Below are 24,028 nucleotides of genomic sequence, written 5' to 3'. Positions count from 1 at the left end.
GTAGATTTTCTAAACTTCATGAGGCTTTTGTAGGTTATATCTTGAGTAAATAATAGCATCATGGAAAAAGCACCTGCTAAAAAAACTGCGAAAGCAGACCCGAAAAGTACAATCATTAAAGGTTACGTGTCATATGTGCTAGAGCATGGACATGAACCTGCTTCAGTATTTAAATTTGCCAAAGAACTCAAAATGGCTGAGGAAGAGTTTTACAACTACTTCACTTCTTTCGAAGCTGTGAAATCCTCCGTTTGGGGACATATATTCGATCAAACTATCCAAAATATAGAATCTCAAGAGGTTTATCGTAGCTACAGTGCGCGAGAAAAACTACTTAGTTTCTTCTTTACTTGGATTGAGGAATTGAAGAAAAATAGATCCTATTTACTGGCTATTTATCATGGCAAAAAGGATTTGAAGAACATGCTTCCTTCGGAGATCAAGTCCTTTAAGTCCAAGTTTAAGGATTTTGCCAATGAGATTATCCTAGAGGGTAAGGAGACCGAAGAGATTGCTAACCGTCCTTTGATTACAGAGCGCTATGATGAAGCCATGTGGCTACAAGTATGGTTTGTATTTCAATTTTGGTTGAAAGACACTTCTCCGGCTTTTGAAAAGACCGACGCAGCTATTGAAAAATCAGTGAATTTAGCCTTCGACCTGATGGGTAAAAGTGCAGTGGATACTTTCATTGACTTTGCCAAGTTTTTATATCAAAACAAATAATTTTCAGGTTTATGGAAAGGAAGTTGAAAGAGCAGCAGAGTATACCTGTATCGAAAGTACAGCGTGCAGCCAAATTTATCACTACAGGTGCAAAAGTAGGTGGAAATTACGTCAAGCATTATGCGAAGAAGGTGGTGAACCCATCCCTTTCTAGGGAAGAATTGCATAATAATAATGCCGAAGATATTTATAATTCATTGAGTGAATTGAAAGGCTCTGCCCTGAAAGTAGCTCAAATGATGTCCATGGATAAGAATTTGCTCCCACGGGCTTATCAGGATAAGTTTACCATGGCTCAGTACAGTGCGCCTCCTTTATCTTATCCTTTAGTGGTGAAAACTTTCCAAAAGTATTTTGGCAAGACACCCGAGCAATTGTATGATACATTCACCAAATCAGCAGTGAATGCAGCTTCTATTGGTCAGGTACATCAGGCTACGAAGGACGGAAAGAAGTTTGCTGTGAAAATACAATATCCTGGAGTTGCTGACTCAGTAAGCTCGGATTTGAAATTGGTTCGGCCTTTTGCGTTGCGATTACTCAATATGAACGAGCGTGAACTCGATCATTACATGGAGGAAGTAGAAAGCAAATTGATTGAGGAGACAGATTATGTGTTGGAGGTACAGCGTTCCTTGGAGATATCTGCCGCTTGTAGTCATATCGAGGGATTAACTTTCCCTGGTTACTATGAGGAAATGAGTTCCGAGCGCATCATCACCATGGATTGGATTGAGGGGATGCATATCAAAGAATGGTTGGAAACCAATCCTTCTCAAGAAGCTAAAAATAGAGTAGGGCAATCGTTGTGGGACTTTTATCATCACCAAGTTCATAATATCCAACAAGTACATGCTGACCCGCATCCTGGTAACTTTATCATTACCACTGACAACCGATTGGGAATTATTGACTTCGGATGTGTGAAAATTTTGCCTGAGGATTTCTACCAAGGTTATTTCTCTCTGATCAAGCGAGAATTACTGATCAATGAAGAGGAGTTGAATCAGATTTTCTACAATCTGGAATTTATTTCAGATAAGGATACAGCAGAAGAAAAAGTGTATTTCAAAGGTGTTTTCAAAGAAATGATATCCTTGCTTGGAAAGCCATTTCATGTAGATACCTTTGATTTTGCGGATGATTCATATTTCGAGCAGATTTTCCAATTAGGAGACAGAATATCTAACGATAAAATGTTTAAAAAATCCCGTCAGGCCAGAGGTTCCCGTCACGGATTGTATATTAACCGTACGTATTTTGGGTTATACAATTTGTTAAATCAGCTTCAGGCTACTATTACTACCACGAAGCCGGATTGGTTGAAATGAGGCTTGTCTTCGAGCAATTAGATGGTGGGAGATGACGGAAACAATAATTCCGTTTAAGACCTTGAGAATCATAAATTTAATCCTACATCGAATTGAGCTAGGATTTAATAACAAAAGAATCCTTTAGAGTATATAAATTTTCAATAAAATTCAATCTAAAAATGCCGTGGGTGTTGGTCCACGGCATTTTATTTATGGGTTCATTTTTTCGGAAAATCTTTTTTGTACAATTCACTCCCCACGATACCAAATTCTATAGACACAATTCGCCATATCATCAGAGACGAGCATGCTTCCGTCAGGGAGTTGAAGAACATCCACAGGGCGGCCCCATACTTCTTGCGTAGCGTCATTGAGCCAACCATCGGCAAATACTTCTTCTCGGACTACTTGTTGTTGTTCATCAAGTATTACACGGACAACATTGTAACCGATTTTTTTGCTTCTGTTCCAAGACCCATGTTTTGCGATGAAGATATTGTTTTGGTAAGAGGATGGGAATTGGTTTCCGGTATAAAACCGCATACCTAATGGTGCGGTATGTGGGCCTAATTTCGCTGCCGGAGCTGTGTAAGCTGCTTGATCTTTTCCTTTGTTTCCAAATTCGGGGTCTTTCACGTCCCCTGCATGCCAATAAGGATACCCAAAGTGCATACCCTTTTGCGGCGCATGATTCAATTCACAGTCGGGAATGTCATCTCCCATCATATCCCGTCCATTATCGGTAAACCATAAATCCTTGGTTTCAGGATGCCAGGAAAACCCAACGGTATTTCGCACGCCATGCGCAAAAATCTCTGGTTTACTAGGATTGGTCACATCGATGCGGGAGATACTGGCAAATATCTCTTCGGATTCACAGATATTGCAAGGTGCACCTACGGGCACATATAGGAGACCATCTGGTCCAAAGGCTATAAATTTCCACCCATGATGCGCTTTATCTGGATATTGGTCATAGACCACTTCAAAAGAAGGATTCTCCAAATTCTTTGCAATGTCTTTGAATCGTAAAATTCTGCTGACTTCGGCTACATAAAGATCACCATTTCTATAGGCTACTCCATTGGGCATGCGAAGCCCGGAAGCCAAGGTGTATTTTTTGTCGGCTTTGCCGTCTCCATTGCTGTCATGGAGTGCATAGACATTTTTCCCTTGTCGATTCCCCACAAAAATGATGCTGCCATCTTCATTGGCAGCCAAGGACCGAGCATCAGGAACATCTTCTGCCCAGACTTCTATGCTGAAGCCCTCTGGCAGCCGGATGCTTTCCAACTGAATTTCTGGATTGGATTTCTTTTGGGCATTGCAGCTCAAAGAACTGAAAATTATAAAAACTGCGATTACAATATGTGACTGTCTCATGATGGATTTATTCAATTGTTCCAAGGTTTGAAGGTATCAAAATTAGTACTCTTTGACTAGCGTATTTGTTTAATTGGTGTGAAGGGTTGGATTATCGAATATTTTCTAAGCCTTAGTTGGTTTGTTTGGTTATTTTTGTGCCATGTTATCGATTTCTAATCTCTCGTATTTTATTGGTGGAAGGGCCCTGTACGAAAATGCTTCCCTTCATATACGTCCAAAGGACAAAATTGGCTTGGTTGGTATGAATGGAACGGGTAAATCAACCCTACTCAAAATCATCAATGGGGACTATCAGCCCAGTTCAGGTGAGGTCCAAAAAGCTAAAGATTGCACCATTGGGTTTTTGAACCAGGATTTGCTTTCCTATCAATCTGAGGATAGTATTTTGGACGTTGCTTTGGAGGCTTTTAAAGATACCCTTGCCTTGCAAGCAGAAATAGATGAAGTGCTCAAACAGATGGAGACGGATTATTCCGACGAGATCATCAATAAATTAGCCAAGCTGCAGGATCGCTTTGAGGCGAATGAAGGATATACCATCAAAGCCAAAGCGGAAGAAGTTTTGGAAGGAATTGGTTTTCAAACGGCTGACTTGAAAAGACCGTTGAAAACGTTCTCTGGGGGGTGGCGAATGCGGGTGATGCTTGCGAAGTTGTTATTGGAGAAGCCTGCCTTACTTATGCTCGATGAGCCTACCAACCACTTGGACTTGCCGTCTATACAGTGGGTAGAAAATTACCTAAAATCTTATGAAGGTGCGGTAGTGGTGGTTTCCCACGATCAGGAATTTTTGGATAATTGTGTTTCCATCACAGTAGAGGTAGCCAATGGTACGCTGACGAGCTATTCCGGGAATTATTCTTTCTTCCAAGAAGAGAAAAAAGAGCGGATGGAAATTCAGCAGAATGCCTACGAAAATCAACAGCAGATGATAAAGCAAACGGAGCGGTTTATTGAGCGCTTCCGTGCCAAAGCTACCAAATCCAATCAGGTTCAATCCAGAATTAAAGCCTTGGATAGATTGGAACGGGTCAATGAAGTGGTAGATGATAATATTTCTGTCAATTTCAAATTTAAATTCTCCCAAAAGTCAGGAAGAGATTTGGTTGTGTTGGAAAATGTTTCCAAGGCTTATGGAGATTTAGTGATTTTAAAAAACTCAACAGCCCGGATTGAGCGAGGAGATAAGATTGCCTTGATTGGGGCTAATGGAAAAGGTAAATCTACCTTGTTGAGGATCATAGATGGGACAGAACCCATAGAGGGTAAGCGTGAACATGGCTATAATGTCATCAAGTCCTTTTATGCACAGCATCAATTAGAAGCTCTAAATGTAGATAATGAGATTTTGCAGGAAATGCAGCAAGCTGGAAGTGGGAAGTTGGATACAGAGTTGCGAAATGTCTTGGGTTGCTTTTTATTTACCAATGAAGATGTTTTTAAAAAAATCAAAGTACTGTCAGGTGGTGAAAAATCCAGAGTCGCGCTAGCTAAAACCTTGATTTCAGAAGCGAACTTCCTCTTGCTTGATGAGCCTACCAACCATTTGGACATGCAGTCTGTTAATATTTTGATCCAAGCCTTGCAGCAATACGAGGGAACATTCATTACAGTTTCTCACGATAGGCACTTTATCCGAGGAGTTGCCAACAAAATCTGGTATATTGAAAATCAGCAAATCAAGGAATATCCAGGTTCATACGAGGAGTACGTGTATTGGAAATCTCAACAGGAAGATAGCGCTGTGCCCAAAGTAGAGGTAAAAACCGCTGCTCCCAAGAAAAAAGAAGTAAGTCCTTCGGATGAGCATTTGTGGAAAAAAGAATTGAAGAAAAAGGAACAGGAGCTCGCGCAGATTGAAGAGCAGGTAATGGCAGTAGCCTTGGAAAAAGAAGTAACAGAAGAAGCCATGGCCTTACCTGAAAATTACGAATCTTCGGAAAAATTACAGGTATTGAACCTTTCATACGAGCAATTAAAGAAAAAGGAACAGGATTTGAATGCTAATTGGGAGCTATTAGTGGAGGTGATTAGTGATTTGCAGGACAAGTTAGCCGGGAAATAAATCTAGGTATTAAACAAGGAACTTATGAGAATTTTACTGAGTCTTATTTTTTTAACAGTTGTCAGCCCAATTTTTTCACAAACGGTCTATGAAGACAGGGTATTTGATGAGAATATTCTTTCTGCACGTCTGTTTCCAAGAGCGGGAGATTTCTCAGCCCAATTCAATACGCCTGTGATTGAGTTGAACAGCGGTGTTCAATTGTTGCTGAGTTTTGATGATTTGGCCTATGACCCAGATTTGTATTCTGTCAAATTGATTCATTGTACCATGGACTGGACTCCATCGGATTTAAAAGAACCGGAGTATTTAAATCAGTTCAATGAATTCAACGTCTTGGATTACAATTACTCAATTGACACAAGGATTCCTTATATACATTACAATTTCGTCGTGCCTCCTGTGACAAAATCGGGTAATTATGTCCTAGTGATGTACCGAGGTCGCGATATTAATCAGACAGTGCTCACGAAGCGTTTTATGGTTTATCAAAAAATGCTGGGAGTGGCTGGCAGGGTCGTGCCTCCGAGTCAGAATGAAAATAGGAGGGAAGTACAACAAATCAACGTTTCTGTAAATTACAAAGGCAGAGAGCTCTTTGATCCCCTTAATAATGTTCGGGTGGTGATTCGTCAAAATCAGCAATGGGATAACAAGCGTGTTTTGAAGCAGCCAACTATGCTTCGGGAAGATACTCGGATGATGGAGTACAATTTATTTGATGGCTCCAATGTCTTTTGGGGAGGAAATGAATTTCGATTCATAGACCTACGCTTTGTAAGGGCTCGTGGAATGAATGTGCGCTCAATTCAGATGGAGTCTGATGTGGTTTATGCGGAGGCGGTTGTAGATAAAGCCAGACGCAATACTACCTACAATGAGTACTTAGATGTCAATGGGCAATTTGCAATCATGAATGTAGAGCGAAGGAATTATGATTTGGAGAGCGAATATATGGTGACTACCTTCAATTTATCTGCTGAAGGAGTAACAGACACACCTTATATAGTGGGAGCCTTTACGCAATGGGGAAAAGATCCCGCTGCAAAAATGGAATTGAATAAGCGGACCAATACGTATCAGGCAACGATTTTGATGAAGCAGGGCTGGTACGATTATATGTACGGCTATAAGTCAGGAGAGGGATTTGACATCCGATCCTTAGAAGGGAGCTTTTTTGAGACGGAGAATGAATATGAAATCTTTGTTTATTACCGGGATATGGGCTCCAGATACGATGAGTTGATCGGGTATTTCAATCTTAATCCCAATAAGCGAAGATTCTAAGCATAAAAAAATCCGGCTGAAAAGCCGGATTTAATTTTTTTATAGTTCTTCTGAACCACCTTCCTCCAATTCTGAAGGTCTCTGTCTTTCGCTTGGCTTGTAAGGAACGAATCCTTCTCTCTTAAACTTGTAAGGTGTCGTACGCTGTACTGTAGCATGATTTGCTAAGTCGAGCATACCAAAGCCTTTGTGGGTGAAAGCACCCAAGCCACACTTGAAGACAAAGTCTTGTACTTCCGGAGCTGCATACAAAGTGAATGGAAGCGTGTAGCCTCTTACTTCATATTTCACATCCATATCATACACAGAGTAGATTCTAGCAAATTTCTTTTGCTGCTCTCTCAGCTTGTTTACGTAATTCATATCCGGTACCACTTGGAACTTATAGAATGACTCCATTTGCTCCTGGGTATACCATCCTGACCTCTCCATACGCGTTAGCGTGGATTCATACAATAGATCCGAAAATTCATCGGTATCTGGGTTGATGAATCTTTTGCCTGACTCATCGTTGAATGCTGGGGTCAATAACACCAAAGGAGAGATGCAAACGAATTTGTTTGAAGTCTCTAGTTCAGGTTCTGATTCCAGTTCAGTGTACTCAGGAGATAGAATGAGGTTTCCTAACTCAATTTTAGGCGTAGCAAATACCTGCTCAAGTAAATAGTCCATAAATTCCTCATTTGGTGACGATAAAACGAGGGTGACTAAACTGGAGTAGTAATGAAGCCCACTTCTACTAACCTTGGTTTGACCTTTCAAACCAGAGAAATTGAAGTAATTGTAATTGAAAAACTCTTCATTGCCCCCTTTTACGATGAGGCCTTTTAGGAACTGAGCCAGTATGTACTGGTGATGAAAGGGTAAATAAGCTCCTTTGTTTTTTAAAGAAAATATTAATCTTATTCTCACGGGTAACAAAAATATTAATGAAACAATAATTAAGATTTAAATTTTAACGAAATTTATTAAATTAAGTTTCTAACAAATTTAGTAATAATTTTTTACAAATGTCAGACATTGAATCTAAAATGCATAATGTCTCCATCCTTAACAATATATTCTTTTCCTTCAATGGCAATTTTACCATTTTCACGGCAAGCTGCCTCTGTTTTAAATTTTTCGTAATCTTCCAATTTGATCACTTCGGCTTTAATAAAACCACGTTCGAAGTCTGTATGGATAACACCGGCGGCCTGAGGAGCTTTCCATCCTTTTTTAATAGTCCAAGCACGGACTTCTTGAACGCCTGCGGTAAAGTATGTGATTAAATCTAGTAATGTGTAGGCGCCTCGAATTAATTTATTCAATCCGCTTTCATCCAGACCGTACTCAGACAAAAATAATTCTTTTTCTTCAAGATCTTCAAATTCAGCAATTTGAGATTCGATCGCAGCGCATAATACGATCACATCCGCTTGCTCTTCTTTCACTTTCTCACGTAGTTGCTCTACAAATTCATTACCTGTCAGAATACTGCTTTCATCAACATTTGCAACATAAAGCACAGGCTTAATCGTCAGTAAATGAAGATCTCTTACGGCTTCTAAGTCCTCTTTTTCCACTTGTACAGCACGGGCATTTTTACCAGCTGTCAATTCAGCTTTGAATAATTGAAGAATTTCCAGCTCTTTTTTTGCTTTGGCATCACCTGATTTTGCGATTTTTTCTAATCGTAAAATTTTCTTGTCTACTGACTCAATATCTTTTAGCTGTAATTCAGTATCGATAACCTCTTTGTCAAAGATAGGGTCTACACCTCCTGCCACATGAACAATATTATCGTCATGAAAACATCTTACTACATGGATGATCGCATCTACCTCACGGATATTTGCTAAGAATTTATTCCCCAATCCTTCACCTTTTGAGGCACCTTTCACCAATCCTGCAATATCTACAAACTCAATAACTGTAGGTACTACCTTATGTGGGTTTACCAAGTTTTCCAAGATTTTTAAGCGTTGATCAGGGACTGTAACCACACCTACGTTAGGTTCGATGGTGCAAAATGGGAAATTTGCTGCTTCTGCTTTTGCACTTGATAATGCATTGAATAGGGTTGACTTTCCAACATTGGGTAACCCAACAATACCGCACTGTAATGCCATTGTTCGTTTTTTTACAATTTAAATATTTTGTACTCCCTATAACCTTTTAGAAATTCCAAAAAAGAAACCCTAAAAATAGTATAAACTGGAATAGCAAAAATCATCCCTAAGATACCGGCGATTTTTGCACCGGCAAAGATAATAACAAATATTTCAAGCGGATGCGCTTTTACAGATTTCGAAAAAATTAATGGCTGCAACAGTACATTATCTGTTAGCTGCACAATTGCAAATACTGAAAGAATCTTGAAAACCATGAAAAGTATCTCGTTTGTCTCTGCAAATGTACCAGTAGACAACCCTACTAGTACACCAAAAGTTGACCCTAATAGAGGGCCTGCATATGGGATTAAGTTGGCTACAGCTGCAAAAAACGCAATTGTCAGCGCATATTCAATTCCCATCAAGGTTAGGCCAATAGAAGCGATCGAGAATATTGTGGTAATTTGAATCAATAAGCCAACCAAATAATTGGAGAGTAGGCGCTCAACTTTACTGAAAGCCGCTACGGAGAGTTCAAAGTAGGCATTAGGTATTAAATTGATAATGTTTCTTCTCAAAAGTCCATTTTCTAATAATAAAAAAAAGGTTATGAATAATATCGCCATTAATGCTACTAAAATAGAGCTTGTCGTATTCAAAATGCTATTGATGACACCTTGGAAATTTATGGCTTTAAAACTGTTGACCATTGTTTCTCTGACTTGTGTAATCAAAAATCCTGGTTCCGCTTTGATAATTTCGTATTGGATCAAAATGTCTTCTACTTTTCCTACTGGATTTTGAATCTGTTCATAAATATAATCTAAGTCGTAGGAAGAAATTACTTCAATTTGATTACCAATCAATGGGAGAAAAAGTAAACTCATCAAAAAGATTAATAACCCGATAACTGAGAAAGAAGCGAAAATGGCAAACCAACGTGGGATGTTTTGACCAAATAGTTGAAATGAATTCAAACGATTGGTCAATGGGCGGAGAATTGCTGCTAATACAATTGAAAAAATAAAATAGAGTGTAATGTTAGAGAAATACCACCCTAGAATAAACACTAATACTAAAAGAATACTTAGGATGATTATTGGTTTTTTCATATGTCCAAAAAAAAGAGAAAGTGTTGTATCTGCAAATTTACTCTAGATTACAAAATCTAAGGCGCTGTTGCAAATTTTAGCACTTTCTCTTTAAGAAAATTCTTTATGAGATTAATCCCACTTTAATTCATCATCTAATGCAGTCTCAGATTCTTCATTTTCAAATTGGGAAAAATCAAAATCAGGCATCAAGTCATTTTTCACATGATCAACGGCCTCTTGTAAAGCTTCTACAAATTTGCCAAAATCTTCTTTGTATAAGAAGATTTTGTGTTTTTCAAATGTAAAAGAATCTTGGTTATTTCTCCTTTTACTCTCTGTGATCGTCAAATAATAATCATTTGACCTGGTAGACTTCACATCGAAAAAGTATGTCCTTTTTCCCGCCTTTACCCTTTTAGAGAAAATCTCATCTCGCTCGTTACCTCTGTTATCTTCCACTGTTGAAGTATTTTATGTAGTTTGACTTAAAATCAGGTGGCAAGATAATCCAATTCGAAAAAAAAAATCAAAAACTTTTCAATATTTTTTGAACAAAGTATTAAAATTTGGGTTGCTATTCCTCAAAATCAAGTGTTTTAGTTTTACGAAATAAAAAATGAGGGCTAAATCAGCCCTCATTTATATTATTCGCCGTGCATTTTTACTTTTTTGGCAAGTAATTCTTCTTCTGTTTCTCTGTGGTCAGGGTCATCAACACAACAATCCACAGGACAAACAGCAGCACATTGCGGTTCTTCATGGAATCCTGTGCATTCTGTGCATTTATCCGTAACGATGTAATAAAACTCATCTGATACAGGGGTCTGCTTTTCATGTCCGTCTACCACAGTGCCATCTTCAAGTGTTACCTCGGTTAGTTGCGTTCCACCAGCCCATGTCCACTCAATACCACCTTCATAAATTGCCGTATTCGGGCATTCTGGTTCGCATGCACCGCAATTGATGCATTCGTCAGTTATCATTATAGCCATATACTTCTCAATTATAATTCGTAAACAAAAGTAAGAATCATAGGTTCAAAGTTGCAAAAAAAACTTGTCATGCTAAGTAATTTAAATTCGTTCTATCCAATCTTAGCAATTGATTTGATACCTTTGGGCTGGAATTCCGATGAAATATGAATAGTTTAAATAAGATTGAGGCATTTAGTGCCCTTGGTCAATTAATTGAAAGTTTTCTTAATGATCCTTCGTTCGAAGATTTTGCTAAACAACTACAAAACTCAAATAATTGGTTTACTCCAGTGCAAGCAAGATTTGCTTTTGAAGAAATTAAGAATAATTTAACCATTGACTCACTCAAAAAATGGTTGGAGTCTTATCAGCTGCCTGAAAATATCGAGCCCAAGAAAGTTGGTATTTTGATGGCAGGGAACGTTCCTGCGGTTGGGTTTCATGATTTACTCTGTGTTCTCATGGTGGGTCATGATGCATATGTTAAGTTAAGCAGTACAGATTCCATTTCAATAAAATGGCTTGTAAGTGAGCTGAACGAAATCGCTCCACAACTGGCAGAAAAAGTGCACTTTCAAGACATGCTTAAGGGAATGGATGCGTATATAGCTACTGGAAGTGATAACTCTGCTAGATATTTTAATTACTATTTTGGTAGATTTCCGAGTATTATACGAAAAAACCGTACCTCTGTAGCGGTGCTAAATGGCACAGAATCATCTGAAGATCTTCGAAAATTAGGACAGGATATTTTTCAATATTTTGGACTTGGATGCCGAAACATATCAAAGATTTTTGTTCCAAACGAGGAAGTGTTGCAATCATTCTTGGATGGAATGGAAGAATATTCTTATGTCAAAGACCATCATAAATACTTTAATAACTACGAGTATAACAAATCTATTCTTTTGGTAAATAATGAGCCTCATTTGGATAATGGATTTTTATTGATGCAAAAAAGTGAAGAATTGGTTTCGCCTATAAGTATGCTTTACTATCAAGTTTATAAGAATCAAACTGATTTGGAATATGATTTGACTTCTATTTCTGATAAAATTCAAATAATTGTTTCTAAAAGTGCTTGGTTTCCGAAAAGCTTAGCATTTGGGCAAGGTCAGTGTCCTTCTTTAAGTGATTATGCAGATAATATTGATACCATTAAGTTTTTGCTTTCAATCTAGGGTCCAATAGCTTTTTTGGGAAGTTCAAAATAAAATGAGCTTCCTTTTTTGACTTCACTAGAAATAACTAATTCACTTTCGTTTTTCTTCAAGTAATCTTTGACGAGTAAAATACCCAAACCAGTTCCACTTTCATTATTTTTTCCAAGGGTAGAAAATGATTCTCCTGAATTTAATTTTTTAATATTTTCTGCATTTATTCCCAAACCTGTATCTACAACTTCTATACTGACAGTATTATTTTTATCTTCAACAAGGATTCTAACCTGATCTCCAATCCCTGAAAATTTAAGTGAATTACTTACAAGATTCCTTAATACTAAATCTATCATATTTTTGTCAGCATATACAATAACTTTTTTTGGTTTTTCTGTTTTGAAATTTATCCCCTTATCAATTGCACGATTAATGAAAAGTTCAAAAGTTTGATCAACTAACTCTGAAATATCAAATTCTTTTTTATTTACCACTTCACCTTTTAATTGTGAACTTGACCAAGCCAAAAGGTTGTGCATAAGGATAGAGACATTGTCTACATTTTTTGAAATATCAGGTAATATTTCAAAAAATTCATCTTTGGTGACAATTCCCCGATTAGTAAGTTTCATTAGCTCATTCAGACTTTGGATAGGTCCTTTCAAATCATGTGAAATAATCGAAAATAATCTATCTTTTAGTTTATTCAGCTCTTGGAGTTCCTTGGATTGCTGCTGTATCTGACTTTGGTTAGCTTTTAGTTGGCTGATGTCATCGATTAATAAAAGCACTCCTAAATGATTGTCTTTTTGATCTTTAATAAGTGTAGTCTCTACTGCAAGAAATCCCTTTTGCTTGATTTTAATTAACTCTAACTTTACTTTTTCTTTGGATTCAATCGCTTTGATTAGATTAGGATATACCTCTAATAATTGACGACAATGCATACCAATTAGTGTACCGTTATTTTTCCCCAATAGTTTGATTGCAGCTATATTTATATCAATAAGCCTGTTTAAAGGGTCAAATACCATAATCCCTTTATCAATTACCTCTAATGTTTTGTGTCTTGCGATCGGTTTTAGCTCAAACAAATCAAACTTTAATAAACCAAAACCAACTACAATATATATCGATAAAAAGGCGTAAGGAGTAAGGTCTATATGTTCAAATGGCCTTATTCCCAGTAAGTATAAAAAGTTGATAAACCAAGGTAAAATTCCAGCAGCAATCAGGAAGCTGATCTGTTTTCGATAAATTTTTTCTGCATTTTTAAAGCTCAAAAAAAGAAGATAGTTTCCTGTAAAAAGAGAAAAATAGAAAAACAAAGTATGTACAAAATACCAGGGTCCAGGAGTAATTGCTAAAAGAGGAAAAGGGCCCGATTTATCTAATTCTATTTCTCGATAATGGAAATAATGATAATCATTAGTGATGACCATTAAAAATGTCAATAATGGGATAAAAAAAATTAAATATAGGAATCTCTTTTTTTGCAGACGTTCTCGGTTTGTATAGACGATACAAAACCAAAGCCAGGTAGCGGGAGCAAATGCTATTCCGATATATTCTAATTTAATCCAGAAAAGAATGTAAGTTAGACTATTGGAAGCCAATTCAAAACCATAAGCTATAGACCAAAAGGAGACCAAGAGCATAGTCATGGAAAACCACCGTATATTTTTATCAAGTCTCTTTACTAATACCAAAGAGATGATAGCAACAGTCAAACCGCTGATTAAGAGTGTGATTGAAAAAACGTTGAATTCCAAAGTATTTGGGTATAATTTTCTCTAAAATACGGACTTTTGTAATTAATCTCGATGATTCTATAGATTATTTATGGCAATTTTATTATATCTAAGCATGAAAAATAAAAATCCAATTCCCTCTACTTTTGAAATAGCACTTATATTGTCTTTATTGGTTTTTATCGCAGCGTGGATATTAACAATTCCTGTTGATTCTTCTCGTATTGAGTATGGAGCAATAGTCTTAGGTTATTGGAAAAAAGGATTTTGGGAACTTTTAGAATTCACTATGCAGATGGTGTTAATTCTAATTCTTGGACATGCACTTGCCTTGACGAAACCAGTGGATAAGTTTTTAAATAAGCTTATTCAGAATGTAAAGTCAAATACCTCAGCTGTTTTGACTACTGGGTTGATAGCCATGATTGCTGGTTATTTCAATTGGGGCTTTGGATTGATTTTAGGAGCTATTTTAGCAGTCAAAATCGCCCATCATTGCAAACGGAAAGGTATTGCTATTAATTATCCCTTAATTGGTGCTGCTGCATATCTTGGGATGATGGTCTGGCATGGGGGATTTTCGGGTTCAGCAACGCTTAAAGTTGCAGAGGAGGGTCATTTTTTAGCTTCCGCAGTAGGTGTGCTTCCAATCTCCAAGACAGTTTTTTCCTCATTCAATATATGGACCAATGTGGTATTAATTCTAGTGATGACTGTGGTCCTGATTGTTTTGTCCAAGCAAAAGCCATTGACAGAACATCCCTTTGAAGTGCCTGTTTCCGAGATTCATTCAGACAGTTTTTCCGATAAAAAGGGATTGTGGGTAGGTTCTGTAATGTTGTTGTTGGCTTTGGCTGATTTCTTTACCTCTGGGAAAAAAGGATTAAGTTTTATTGATCTCAACTATATTAATTTCTTGCTTTTTGCTTTGGGCTTGGTTTTTTACCAGAGCCTTAAAGGCTTTGTAGCCGGGGTATCACAGGCAGTTAAAGGAGCAGTGGATATCATTATTCAGTTTCCATTGTACGCAGGTATCCTTGGAGTGATGAAGTACTCTGGATTATTGGAGCAACTTTCCTTAGGGTTGATTCAATTGGGAGGAGAGCGATTTTTCCCCTTACTTACCTTTGTAAGTGCAGCGCTATTTAACCTGTTTGTGCCTTCCGGGGGTGGTCAATGGGCTATTCAAGGACCAATTATCATGAATGCAGTGCAAGAATTGTCTTTAGAGCCGGCCTCTATGGTGATGGTATTTGCGTTTGGAGATCAAGTCAGTAATATGTTGCAACCATTTTGGGCCTTGCCTTTATTATCCCTGACTGGGCTTCCTGTCAAGGAGCTATTCAAATACACAAGTATCTTTTTTATTTGTGGTTTTGTAGTGTTTGGGCTAAGTATTTGGCTTGGCTTGTAGAGAGTGTATATAAATTAGCAGGCTTCTAGTCAATTGTCTTCCGATTTTGCCCTTATTTTTTATCTTTGCAAACGATTTTAAAATAAACCATTTAACATAAATACAATTTCCTAATGGCGTTTGATATAGAAATGATCAAAGCGGTATACGAGATGTTTCCTTCCCGTATTGAAGCCGCACGCAAAGCAGTGGGTAGACCACTAACTTTGACGGAGAAAATATTATATGCACACCTGTCAGAGGGTGCTGCTACTCAGAGCTATGATAGAGGAGTTTCCTACGTAGATTTCCAGCCAGACAGAGTCGCGATGCAAGATGCGACTGCTCAAATGGCATTGTTACAATTTATGCAAGCTGGTAAAAGTCAAGCTGCTGTTCCTTCTACTGTACACTGTGATCACTTGATTCAGGCTGAGATAGGGGCAACTGCTGATTTGAATAAAGCAAAAGATAAAAACAAAGAGGTATATGATTTCCTTGCCTCTGTTTCCAACAAATATGGTATTGGCTTCTGGAAACCAGGTGCAGGTATCATCCACCAAGTAGTATTGGAAAATTATGCTTTCCCAGGAGGTATGATGATCGGGACTGACTCCCACACGCCAAACGCAGGTGGTCTAGGAATGATCGCTATCGGTGTAGGTGGTGCGGATGCTTGTGATGTAATGGCTGGTCTTCCTTGGGAACTAAAATTCCCTAAACTAATTGGCGTTCGTTTGACTGGAAAATTATCTGGTTGGACTTCTGCTAAAGATGTGATTTTGAAAGTGGCTGGTATCCTGACAGTAAAAGGTGGTACTGGTGCAGTAGTAGAATATTTCGGTGATGGAGCGCGTTCACTTTCTGCAACAGGAAAAGGTACAATCTGTAACATGGGTGCTGAGATCGGTGCTACTACTTCCATTTTTGGATATGATGAGAAATCCGAAGCATACTTAAGAGGTACCGATAGAAATGATGTAGCTGATCTAGCGAATACCGTAAAAGAACATTTAACAGGTGATGAAGAAGTATATACAAACCCTGAGAAGTATTTTGATCAGGTAATCGATATCAACCTTTCCGAATTGGAACCACATATCAATGGGCCTTTCACTCCTGATTTGGCTTGGCCTTTGTCTAAATTTGCCGCAGCTGTTAAAGAAAACGGCTGGCCTGCAAAATTGGATGTAGGGTTGATTGGTTCTTGTACCAACTCTTCCTACGAAGATATTTCAAGAGCTGCTTCTCTAGCACAACAAGCGGTTGATAAAAAATTGGTTGCCAAGTCTGAGTTTACCATTACGCCTGGATCTGAGCAAGTTCGCTATACTGTAGAAAGAGACGGCTTCTTAGACGTATTTGGTAATATGGGGGGTGTGGTTTTGGCAAATGCTTGTGGGCCATGTATTGGACAGTGGGCAAGACATGGCGCCGATAAGCAAGAGAAAAACTCCATCATCACTTCCTTCAATAGAAACTTTGCAAAAAGAGCGGATGGTAACCCAAATACCCACGCTTTTGTAGCTTCTCCTGAAATCGTAACAGCCTTGGCTATTGCAGGTGATTTGACTTTCAATCCAGCTACGGATACCTTAACGAATGAAGATGGTCAGCAAGTGAGATTGGATGAGCCAGCAGGTTTGGAAATGCCAACTCAAGGCTTCGCTGTGGAAGATGCAGGTTATCAGGCTCCAGCAGAAGATGGTTCTTCTGTGGAAGTAATTGTAGATCCAAAATCTGAGCGTTTGCAGTTACTAGCTCCGTTCAAACCTTGGGAAGGTACAGATCTGACTGGGTTGAAGTTATTGATCAAAGCAAAAGGAAAGTGTACCACAGATCATATTTCTATGGCAGGTCCATGGTTGAGATTCAGAGGTCACTTGGATAATATTTCCAATAACATGTTGATCGGTGCTGTCAATGCATACAACGGCGAGACCAATAAAGTGAAAAATCAACTAACAGATGAGTATGGCGAAGTACCAGCAGTACAGCGTCACTACAAAGCAGAAGGTATAGGAACAATCGTCGTAGGTGATGAAAACTACGGTGAAGGTTCTTCCCGTGAGCATGCTGCGATGGAGCCAAGATTCTTGGGTGTAAGAGCAATCTTAGTGAAATCATTTGCACGTATTCATGAAACTAACTTGAAGAAGCAAGGGATGTTGGCATTGACTTTTGCCAATCCTTCTGATTATGACTTGATCCAAGAGGATGATGCTATTGACATCTTAGGCTTGACTGAATTTGCTCCAGGCAAACCATTGACTGTGAAATTGACACATAAGGATGGTTCTACAGATGAGATCACTGTCAACCATACGTACAATGCAGGTCAGATTGGATGGTTCAAAGCAGGTTCTGCATTGAATTTGATTAAAGAAGGTGTGTAAGCCATCTTTTTGAAAATAAATTAAAGACCAGTCATTTGTTGACTGGTCTTTTTTTTGGAGATTTAAGGACAATCAACGCTTAATTACAAACATTTTATTGGTTTATTGCATGAAACATAGCTGGTTAGCAGTTCTTTTTGTAGTTTTTCTATGTACTTTATCAATACATGGGGTTGCGCAATCTGTGGAGTCGGATGAACGAGCCTTGTTATATGTGGATGATGGGATTAGTTTTTCGAAAGACTCTTTATTCCTAATGAATCTTCGTTTTCGGATGCAAAACAGGGCAGGCTTCAATACCTTAGGAGGAGATGATTTTGAAATCAATGATTTTGAAATGCGTGTCAGGCGCCTCCGACTAAGATTGGATGGATATGTCTTGAATCCTCGCTTTCAATATTATATTCAATTGGCTTTTTCTCGAGCGGATTTGGACTTAGAAGCTGGTTTTATAGCTCAGCCCCTGCGTGATGCCATTCTTTACTATGTAGTCAATGATAAATTTTATATAGGTTTTGGGCAATCCAAGCTACCAGGAAATAGGCAGCGGGTAATTAGTTCGGGGAATTTACAATTTGCGGACAGGTCCATTGCTAATGGAATATTCACTCTTGATCGTGATTTTGGTTTTTTTGGGTACTATACAGAAACTTTTTCCAATCAATCCATTCTTCAACTGAAAACAGCCATAACCTCTGGAGATGGTAGAAATGCAGTTGCTATCAATAACGGACTAGCTTATACAGGAAGGATTGAATACCTTCCACTGGGAAAGTTTACAAACAAAGGAGATTACTCTGAAGGGGATTTAGAATTTGAGCCTAGGCCTAAGTTTTCTATTGCCTTGACTTATTCAATGAATCAAAAGGCGGTGAGAACAGGTGGACAACTTGGACCACAGTTGTTTGATGAGCGTGATATGAATACCTTGATTATTGATGGGGTTTACAAACATCTGGGTTGGGCAGTTAGTGGAGAATACCTAAAACGGACAGCTTTGAACCCTATCACGGAAAATGAATCAGGGGAGATCCGCTACATAGTGGTTGGTGATGGACTTAATCTCCAAGTAAGTAGAATGGTGTCCAGAAAAGCCGAGTTAGCGGCAAGGTATTCGAATGTATTGCCTTCAGAAAGTATCCGTGAATTACAGAAAAGAACTGATACAGCCTTATTGGGCTATACCTATTATATGAATGGACACCGAATTAAAATCCAAGCCAATGTTGGATACAAATGGTTGGAGGGGTTCTCCAAACTCGATAATTCGGGGAATTCATGGACTGGAATGCTACAAGTAGAGTTTGGTATCTAATCAACTAACTTTAGCAATTCGATTGACCTTTTTTAGTACTAAAAGAACTGATAATCTGTCTTTATTCGAGTGCCTGGGTCATTATGTAATACTTTTCAACCAATTCCATTTCGGGGAACTTTTCATGCAAGTCCTGAAGGTATTGCATTGCCAAAGCTTTCTCACCTTTGTAATAATAATAGATTCCCTTATTGCGTAAGGCAAAGTTATTTCGAGGATCTTGCTTGATACTTTGATTAATATCTTTGAGCCCTTCATCTAAGTCGCCTAGATAGACTTTAAACAGTCCTCTGTTATTATAAAAGTAAGGATTTCGAGAATCTAACTCTAAAGCTTTTTCTACCAAGGCCAAAGCTTTTTCGAATTCCTCCCGTTCGAATGCCACCATGCTTTGTAGGTTGTAAATATTGGCTTCTTGCGGATTTATGACAACTGCCTTTCCTAGTAGATTTTCTGCTTCTTCCAATCTTTGCAAGTAATACAGAATAGTGGCTTTGTTGGTAATCAAATCAACATTTTCGGGCTGCAGGGCTAAACCGGTGTCGAAAGCTGTCAATGCTTCATCATTTTGCTTAAGTTTTTCCATAACAAGGCCCAGCAGAAGAAAACTTTTCCATTCCTCAGGGAAATTAGTAACAAGATTTCTAGCATCTGCTTGGGCTTTGTAAAACTCCCCATTATCAACAAAGGCAAGGCCTCGTTGGAAAAGAAGATTGAAGTCATCGGGATTATTTTGCAGAGCTAACGTAAAATCTTGAATGGCCTCATCCAATCTATTTAAACGCTGATTCATCAAACCCCTATTATAAAGGGCATCTTTGTATGTAGGGTCAATTCTCAAAGCTTCTGAGTAAAAATTAATGGCTCCAGTCAAATCATTGTCTTTGACCTTTTCATTCCCTTTCAATAAAAACCTCCCTTTTCTGCTGTCATCATTGTCGCATGCGGTAAGTGTACTTATGATGATTAAACAGAGAAATAAAACATATTTTTTCATTACTTTTCTTCTGATTGTTGAATCTTCTCTTCTCCTAACAGAAAAGCGTAGGGTTTTGTGCTATCGGATAACTCAAATATTTTTCTAAGGATTGCTAGAGAGGGGATGATGATGATCATACCTGCTACTCCCCAAATAGATGCCCCTATAAGTAAACCTAAAAACGTTACAAATGCATTCAAGTTTACATTACTTCCTACAATTTTTGGGGTAAGAAAGTTGCTTTCGATCAATTGAATAACCTGGAAGCAGGCAAATACAGCTATGGGATAAAATAAGGTGTCCATGGTGAGGAATGCAAAGGTCATCGGTAAAACTGCTCCTAAGAGAGGACCTAAATAGGGGATGACATTCAAAATTGCTGCGAAAACAGCAAAGAAAATTGCATGTTTGATACCCAAACTAAATAAGGCGATACTATTGAGTATCGCCAAGATACTCATGACTTTCAGCAATCCTAGAATATAATTTTGAATGAGTTTTCGATTATCTTTTATTTCAGATTTGATGCGCTCAGGATTTTCTGTTTTAAAAAGATTTACAAAAAAATCCGTCAAATGACCTCTATACAAGACAAAAAAGAAAATAAAGATCGGTAACAAAATAAAACTGGATAAGGAGCCCAGGGTACCTAAAATTGCTTGAGCTATAGAAGAGCCATTGGTTTCGATTAAATCTATCAAGTATTCTTGATTAAAGCCATTTTCCAGTCCCGTTTCAATTCCAAACCTATTAAGGACAGTGTCATTAAAGTTATCAAGGTAGGAATTTAGTTTTTCACCTACATTTTCCAAGTCCTTACTAAAGCTTACCACTTGCATAACCGAAAACACCAAGAGAGTCAAGATGACTATAAGCCCACCCAGGACAGATAGAATTGTGCTGCTAGTCCTTCCTAGCCCCCACTTTTCCAAACGGTCACTAACAGGTGTGAGGATAATTGACAGTAAGCCAGCTAAAAAAAGTGGTATAAGTATGCTTTTCCCGATCACAAGGATAAAAACAATAGAGATTATCAATAACAAGATGGCTAAGCTCTTGAATAAAGTTGGTAATTTATCTTGTTCTACGTCCATGTCATTTTTTTTACAAAGTAATCAATACAGGCTTTAAGTTCTGCCAAATTCAATAGAATAGTTTGGGTACTATTAAAAAAATACTTCTATTTGTACCTCATTTAATTTAGTAAGGTGGAAGAAACACGTTCTCGTTGGGTTAAGATTTCATTGATAGTCAGTGTGTTGTTGCTAGTGGTTAAGTTTTATGCGTACTTGATTACTGGGTCAACAGCAATATTGACGGATGCATTGGAAAGTATCGTGAATGTAGTTGCTGCAGGCTTTGCATCTTATTCGATTTACCTGAGTTCTAGGCCCAAAGATGATAACCACCCCTATGGACATGGGAAGATTGAGTTTTTCAGTGCTGGTTTAGAAGGAGCACTTATAATTATAGCTGGTTTATTTATTATTTATCAATCAGTTTACAATCTGTTTTTTCCCCAAGAGTTAGATAATCTATTGGAGGGTATTTTGCTTATTGCTGGTAGTGGGGTTGTTAATGGGGCTTTAGGGTATACACTGAGAAAAAAAGGGGAAGAAACGAATAGTATTACCTTAATAGCAAATGGGAAGCATTTGTTGACAGATACATTTACATCTTTGCTGCTTGTTTTTGGGGTAGTTATATTGTTTGTCACTAAAATTCAGGCACTGGATTCCATTATTGCTATTGGGTTTTCTGCATATATCGTATATTCTGGTTATGGTTTGGTGAGAAAGTCAGTTGCAGGACTGATGGATGAAGCCGATCCTGAAGCCTTGGAAGCCACTGTTAAAGTGATTAACCAACATCGGAAAGATACTTGGATAGACGTACACAATATGCGTGTACAGCAGTATGGAGGAGATCGCCACATTGACCTTCATCTTACCTTACCGTATTATCTTGATTTAAAACAAGTCCATGACGAAGTGGAGGAGTTAGAAAATGTGTTGGAATTAGACTGGCCTGGAGTCGTTGAGGTTTTTGTACATGCAGACCCATGCATTCCAGAAAAGTGCTGTCATTATTGCCAAATAAAGAATTGTAGTGTTCGAAAATTTGAGATGAATACAAAAATCGACTGGACTTCTATCAATATGTCCAAAAATCAAAAGCACTATCATGATCAGGTAAAATAAGCTTTTAATTACTTTGCCCGAATTAAATTTTTAAATTACTTGATTTTAAGGATATTAGTTTTTATATTCAAAGAAAAAAATCTATGAACGAGGACAGACAATTCAGAATACTGTTGGCGATATCGTCAGCAGTATGGTTGATCCTTGTTGGGTTTCTCATTGTGATCTAACAGGATCCCAAGAGTGCAAAAGTTGTTTGATAAAAACAACTCTAGCTTTTCAAATGGATTAAGGATTTAAAAAAGAGATATGTTTTAACATATCTTTTTTTTGTGTCCGTATTTTTTTGTGGGTATCATCTTGGATACGGTATAATCTTCTGTTAATTTTGATTGATGTCCTATTGATGAAATATAAATTGTCCCAATGAAAAAATCTTTACTAAGTGTATGTGCAATCTTGCTCTCAGGGCTATTGTATGCACAAGAAGTCAATCATGATGCTTTTATTGTAAAAACGCTTGATGCCAAGACCGATCAGTTTTCTAAAGTGGCCCGTGAAATCTGGGAAAATCCAGAATTGGGGTATTTAGAGTTTACGAGCTCCAAACTCCTGATAGATGAACTGAAGGCTGCAGGCTTTGCTGTGGAGACAGGTGTAGCGGGAATGCCTACCTCTTTTGTTGCTACGTATGATAGAGGTGGACCTGTATTAGGTTTTCTGGCAGAGTATGATGCCTTGCCAGGACTGTCTCAAGATGCAGTTCCCTTTCGCTCTGTTTTGGTAGAGGGAGGGAATGGTCACGGTTGTGGTCATAATTTGTTTGGCACAGCTGTAGTAGCTTCAGGGGTTGCCTTGAAAGAATGGATTGATGCCAACAATATCAAAGCAACCATCAAAATCTTCGGAACACCTGCCGAAGAAGGAGGCGCAGGAAAAGTCTATATGGTGCGTGAAGGCTTATTCAAAAATGTAGATGCTGTCATCAACTGGCATCCAAGTGATAGGAATGCTGCCAATGCCTCTACTTGTACAGCCGTGATGCAAGGTTATTTCAAGTTTCATGGACAAACTGCTCATGCTGCTGGCGCTCCACAGCGTGGAAGATCGGCTTTGGATGGGGTAGAAGCCATGAATATGATGGTTAACATGATGCGTGAGCATATAGATCAGGAAAGTAGAATACATTATGTAATTACCAATGGAGGTCTGGCAGCCAATGTAGTGCCCGATTATGCGGTGGTAGAATACATGGTCCGTCATCCGGATGTGGTGGAAGTAAAGGATATGTGGGAGCGTGTCATCAATGCAGCAGAAGGTGCTGCTTTGGGTACAGGTACCCGTGTGGAAGTAGAAGTAGTTGCCGGTATTTATGGGCTATTGCCGAATGAAACATTGGCAAAAACCATGCATAAAAACTTAACTATTGTTGGTGGAGTCGAGTATGATGCGCAAGAGCGTGAGTTTGCAGAGAAAATCCAAGCTACTTTAAATTTGTCCAAACTTCCTTCCTTGACAGTGGCCAAAGAAGTTCAGCCGTATCAACTGACGCACTTTCCGGCATCTACAGATGTGGGAGACGTGAGCTATGTGGTGCCTACCGTAGGACTTGGTACAGCTACTTGGGTGCCAGGCACAGCTGCACATACCTGGCAGGCTGTAGCTGCTGATGGTATGAGTATTGGATACAAGGGTATGATGGTAGCAGCAAAGACCATGGCGCTTACAGGAAAAGATCTAATATTGAATCCATTATTGATCAAAGAAGCTAAGAAAGAGTTTGACGAGCGCTTGGGTGGTTTGCAATATGAGCCTTTGATTGGCGATATGGCTCCGCCTTTACATTTCAGAAAAGATCAAAATAAGGTCAGATAATTTTCACACTTTGGAAAAATAAAAAGAGGATGCTCATCAGGAGTCATCCTCTTTTTGGTTTTATCCCTTTCAGAAGGTGGAAT

General features: G+C 38.3%; 19 protein-coding genes. 10 read left to right on the top strand and 9 right to left on the bottom strand.

Annotated elements, in window-relative coordinates:
- Positions 1 to 60: 60 nt before the first annotated feature.
- Positions 61 to 726, top strand: coding sequence for a TetR/AcrR family transcriptional regulator (locus IE080_RS08780; protein ID WP_189580843.1), 666 nt, complete (start codon positions 61 to 63; stop codon positions 724 to 726).
- 11 nt (positions 727 to 737) lie between these two features.
- A complete protein-coding gene (locus IE080_RS08775) occupies positions 738 to 2,057 on the top strand; it encodes an ABC1 kinase family protein (protein WP_189580841.1) in 1,320 nt (439 codons plus the stop codon).
- A gap of 231 nt (positions 2,058 to 2,288) precedes the next feature.
- Here IE080_RS08775 and IE080_RS08770 read toward each other — a convergent pair whose 3' ends face one another.
- Entirely contained in the window at positions 2,289 to 3,422 is a 1,134-nt protein-coding gene (locus IE080_RS08770; RefSeq protein WP_189580839.1) for a PQQ-dependent sugar dehydrogenase, read from the bottom strand.
- Positions 3,423 to 3,564: 142 nt separating this feature from the next.
- Between IE080_RS08770 and abc-f the strand changes: the two genes are divergently transcribed.
- A complete protein-coding gene (abc-f, locus tag IE080_RS08765; protein WP_189580837.1) occupies positions 3,565 to 5,490 on the top strand; it encodes a ribosomal protection-like ABC-F family protein in 1,926 nt (641 codons plus the stop codon).
- A gap of 24 nt (positions 5,491 to 5,514) precedes the next feature.
- Positions 5,515 to 6,777: a type IX secretion system plug protein gene (locus IE080_RS08760; RefSeq protein WP_189580835.1), complete on the top strand. Its 1,263-nt coding sequence runs from the start codon at positions 5,515 to 5,517 to the stop codon at positions 6,775 to 6,777.
- A 39-nt stretch (positions 6,778 to 6,816) separates the two neighbouring features.
- Here the strand turns inward: IE080_RS08760 and cas6 are convergent, their stop codons facing one another.
- The 5 genes from cas6 to IE080_RS08735 form a co-directional block, all read right to left on the bottom strand.
- Positions 6,817 to 7,689, bottom strand: a complete 873-nt coding sequence (gene cas6, locus IE080_RS08755) for a CRISPR-associated endoribonuclease Cas6 (protein ID WP_189580832.1) — start codon at positions 7,687 to 7,689, stop codon at positions 6,817 to 6,819.
- Positions 7,690 to 7,790: 101 nt separating this feature from the next.
- Positions 7,791 to 8,888: a redox-regulated ATPase YchF gene (gene ychF, locus IE080_RS08750; protein WP_189580828.1), complete on the bottom strand. Its 1,098-nt coding sequence runs from the start codon at positions 8,886 to 8,888 to the stop codon at positions 7,791 to 7,793.
- Positions 8,889 to 8,899: 11 nt separating this feature from the next.
- Positions 8,900 to 9,982, bottom strand: a complete 1,083-nt coding sequence (locus IE080_RS08745; protein WP_189580825.1) for an AI-2E family transporter — start codon at positions 9,980 to 9,982, stop codon at positions 8,900 to 8,902.
- Between the two features lie 111 nt (positions 9,983 to 10,093).
- Complete coding sequence (locus IE080_RS08740; protein ID WP_189580822.1) at positions 10,094 to 10,423, bottom strand: DUF3276 family protein; 330 nt, start codon at positions 10,421 to 10,423, stop codon at positions 10,094 to 10,096.
- 185 nt (positions 10,424 to 10,608) lie between these two features.
- A complete protein-coding gene (locus IE080_RS08735; protein ID WP_189580801.1) occupies positions 10,609 to 10,956 on the bottom strand; it encodes a 4Fe-4S binding protein in 348 nt (115 codons plus the stop codon).
- A 146-nt stretch (positions 10,957 to 11,102) separates the two neighbouring features.
- Between IE080_RS08735 and IE080_RS08730 the strand changes: the two genes are divergently transcribed.
- A complete protein-coding gene (locus IE080_RS08730) occupies positions 11,103 to 12,119 on the top strand; it encodes an acyl-CoA reductase (RefSeq protein ID WP_189580798.1) in 1,017 nt (338 codons plus the stop codon).
- Here the strand turns inward: IE080_RS08730 and IE080_RS08725 are convergent.
- Positions 12,116 to 13,867 carry a sensor histidine kinase gene (locus IE080_RS08725; protein ID WP_229800562.1) on the bottom strand — a complete coding sequence of 584 codons (1,752 nt, stop codon included), beginning with the start codon at positions 13,865 to 13,867 and terminating at the stop codon, positions 12,116 to 12,118. The two genes, IE080_RS08730 and IE080_RS08725, sit on opposite strands and share 4 nt — an antisense overlap.
- 94 nt (positions 13,868 to 13,961) lie before the next feature.
- Here IE080_RS08725 and IE080_RS08720 point away from each other — a divergent pair, with 94 nt between their 5' ends.
- The 3 genes from IE080_RS08720 (at position 13,962) to IE080_RS08710 (ending at position 18,950) form a co-directional block, all read left to right on the top strand.
- Positions 13,962 to 15,260, top strand: coding sequence for a TIGR00366 family protein (locus tag IE080_RS08720; RefSeq protein WP_189580795.1), 1,299 nt, complete (start codon positions 13,962 to 13,964; stop codon positions 15,258 to 15,260).
- Positions 15,261 to 15,373: 113 nt separating this feature from the next.
- Complete coding sequence (locus IE080_RS08715; protein WP_189580793.1) at positions 15,374 to 17,635, top strand: aconitate hydratase; 2,262 nt, start codon at positions 15,374 to 15,376, stop codon at positions 17,633 to 17,635.
- A 109-nt stretch (positions 17,636 to 17,744) separates the two neighbouring features.
- Positions 17,745 to 18,950: a porin gene (locus tag IE080_RS08710; protein WP_189580791.1), complete on the top strand. Its 1,206-nt coding sequence runs from the start codon at positions 17,745 to 17,747 to the stop codon at positions 18,948 to 18,950.
- Between the two features lie 61 nt (positions 18,951 to 19,011).
- Here IE080_RS08710 and IE080_RS08705 read toward each other — a convergent pair whose 3' ends face one another.
- Together IE080_RS08705 and IE080_RS08700 are read right to left on the bottom strand one after the other, a co-directional pair.
- A complete protein-coding gene (locus tag IE080_RS08705) occupies positions 19,012 to 19,947 on the bottom strand; it encodes a tetratricopeptide repeat protein (RefSeq protein ID WP_189580789.1) in 936 nt (311 codons plus the stop codon).
- Positions 19,947 to 21,023 (bottom strand): AI-2E family transporter, encoded by a 1,077-nt coding sequence (locus IE080_RS08700; protein ID WP_189580787.1) that lies wholly within the window; start codon positions 21,021 to 21,023, stop codon positions 19,947 to 19,949. Before IE080_RS08700 ends, IE080_RS08705 begins: the two co-directional genes overlap by 1 nt.
- Before the next feature lie 114 nt (positions 21,024 to 21,137).
- On the opposite strand from IE080_RS08700, the gene IE080_RS08695 reads away from it, so the two are divergent.
- The gene (locus IE080_RS08695; protein WP_189580784.1) at positions 21,138 to 22,130 is read left to right on the top strand and encodes a cation diffusion facilitator family transporter; all 993 of its coding nucleotides are present in this window, start codon (positions 21,138 to 21,140) and stop codon (positions 22,128 to 22,130) included.
- Positions 22,131 to 22,496: 366 nt separating this feature from the next.
- Positions 22,497 to 23,945 carry an amidohydrolase gene (locus IE080_RS08690; RefSeq protein ID WP_189580781.1) on the top strand — a complete coding sequence of 483 codons (1,449 nt, stop codon included), beginning with the start codon at positions 22,497 to 22,499 and terminating at the stop codon, positions 23,943 to 23,945.
- Positions 23,946 to 24,028 lie beyond the last annotated feature (83 nt).

Origin of the sequence: Mongoliitalea lutea (assembly GCF_014652135.1) — a bacterium.
Taxonomy (GTDB): Bacteria; Bacteroidota; Bacteroidia; order Cytophagales; family Cyclobacteriaceae; genus Mongoliitalea; species Mongoliitalea lutea.
This window is presented reverse-complemented; position numbering and strand designations above follow the sequence as displayed.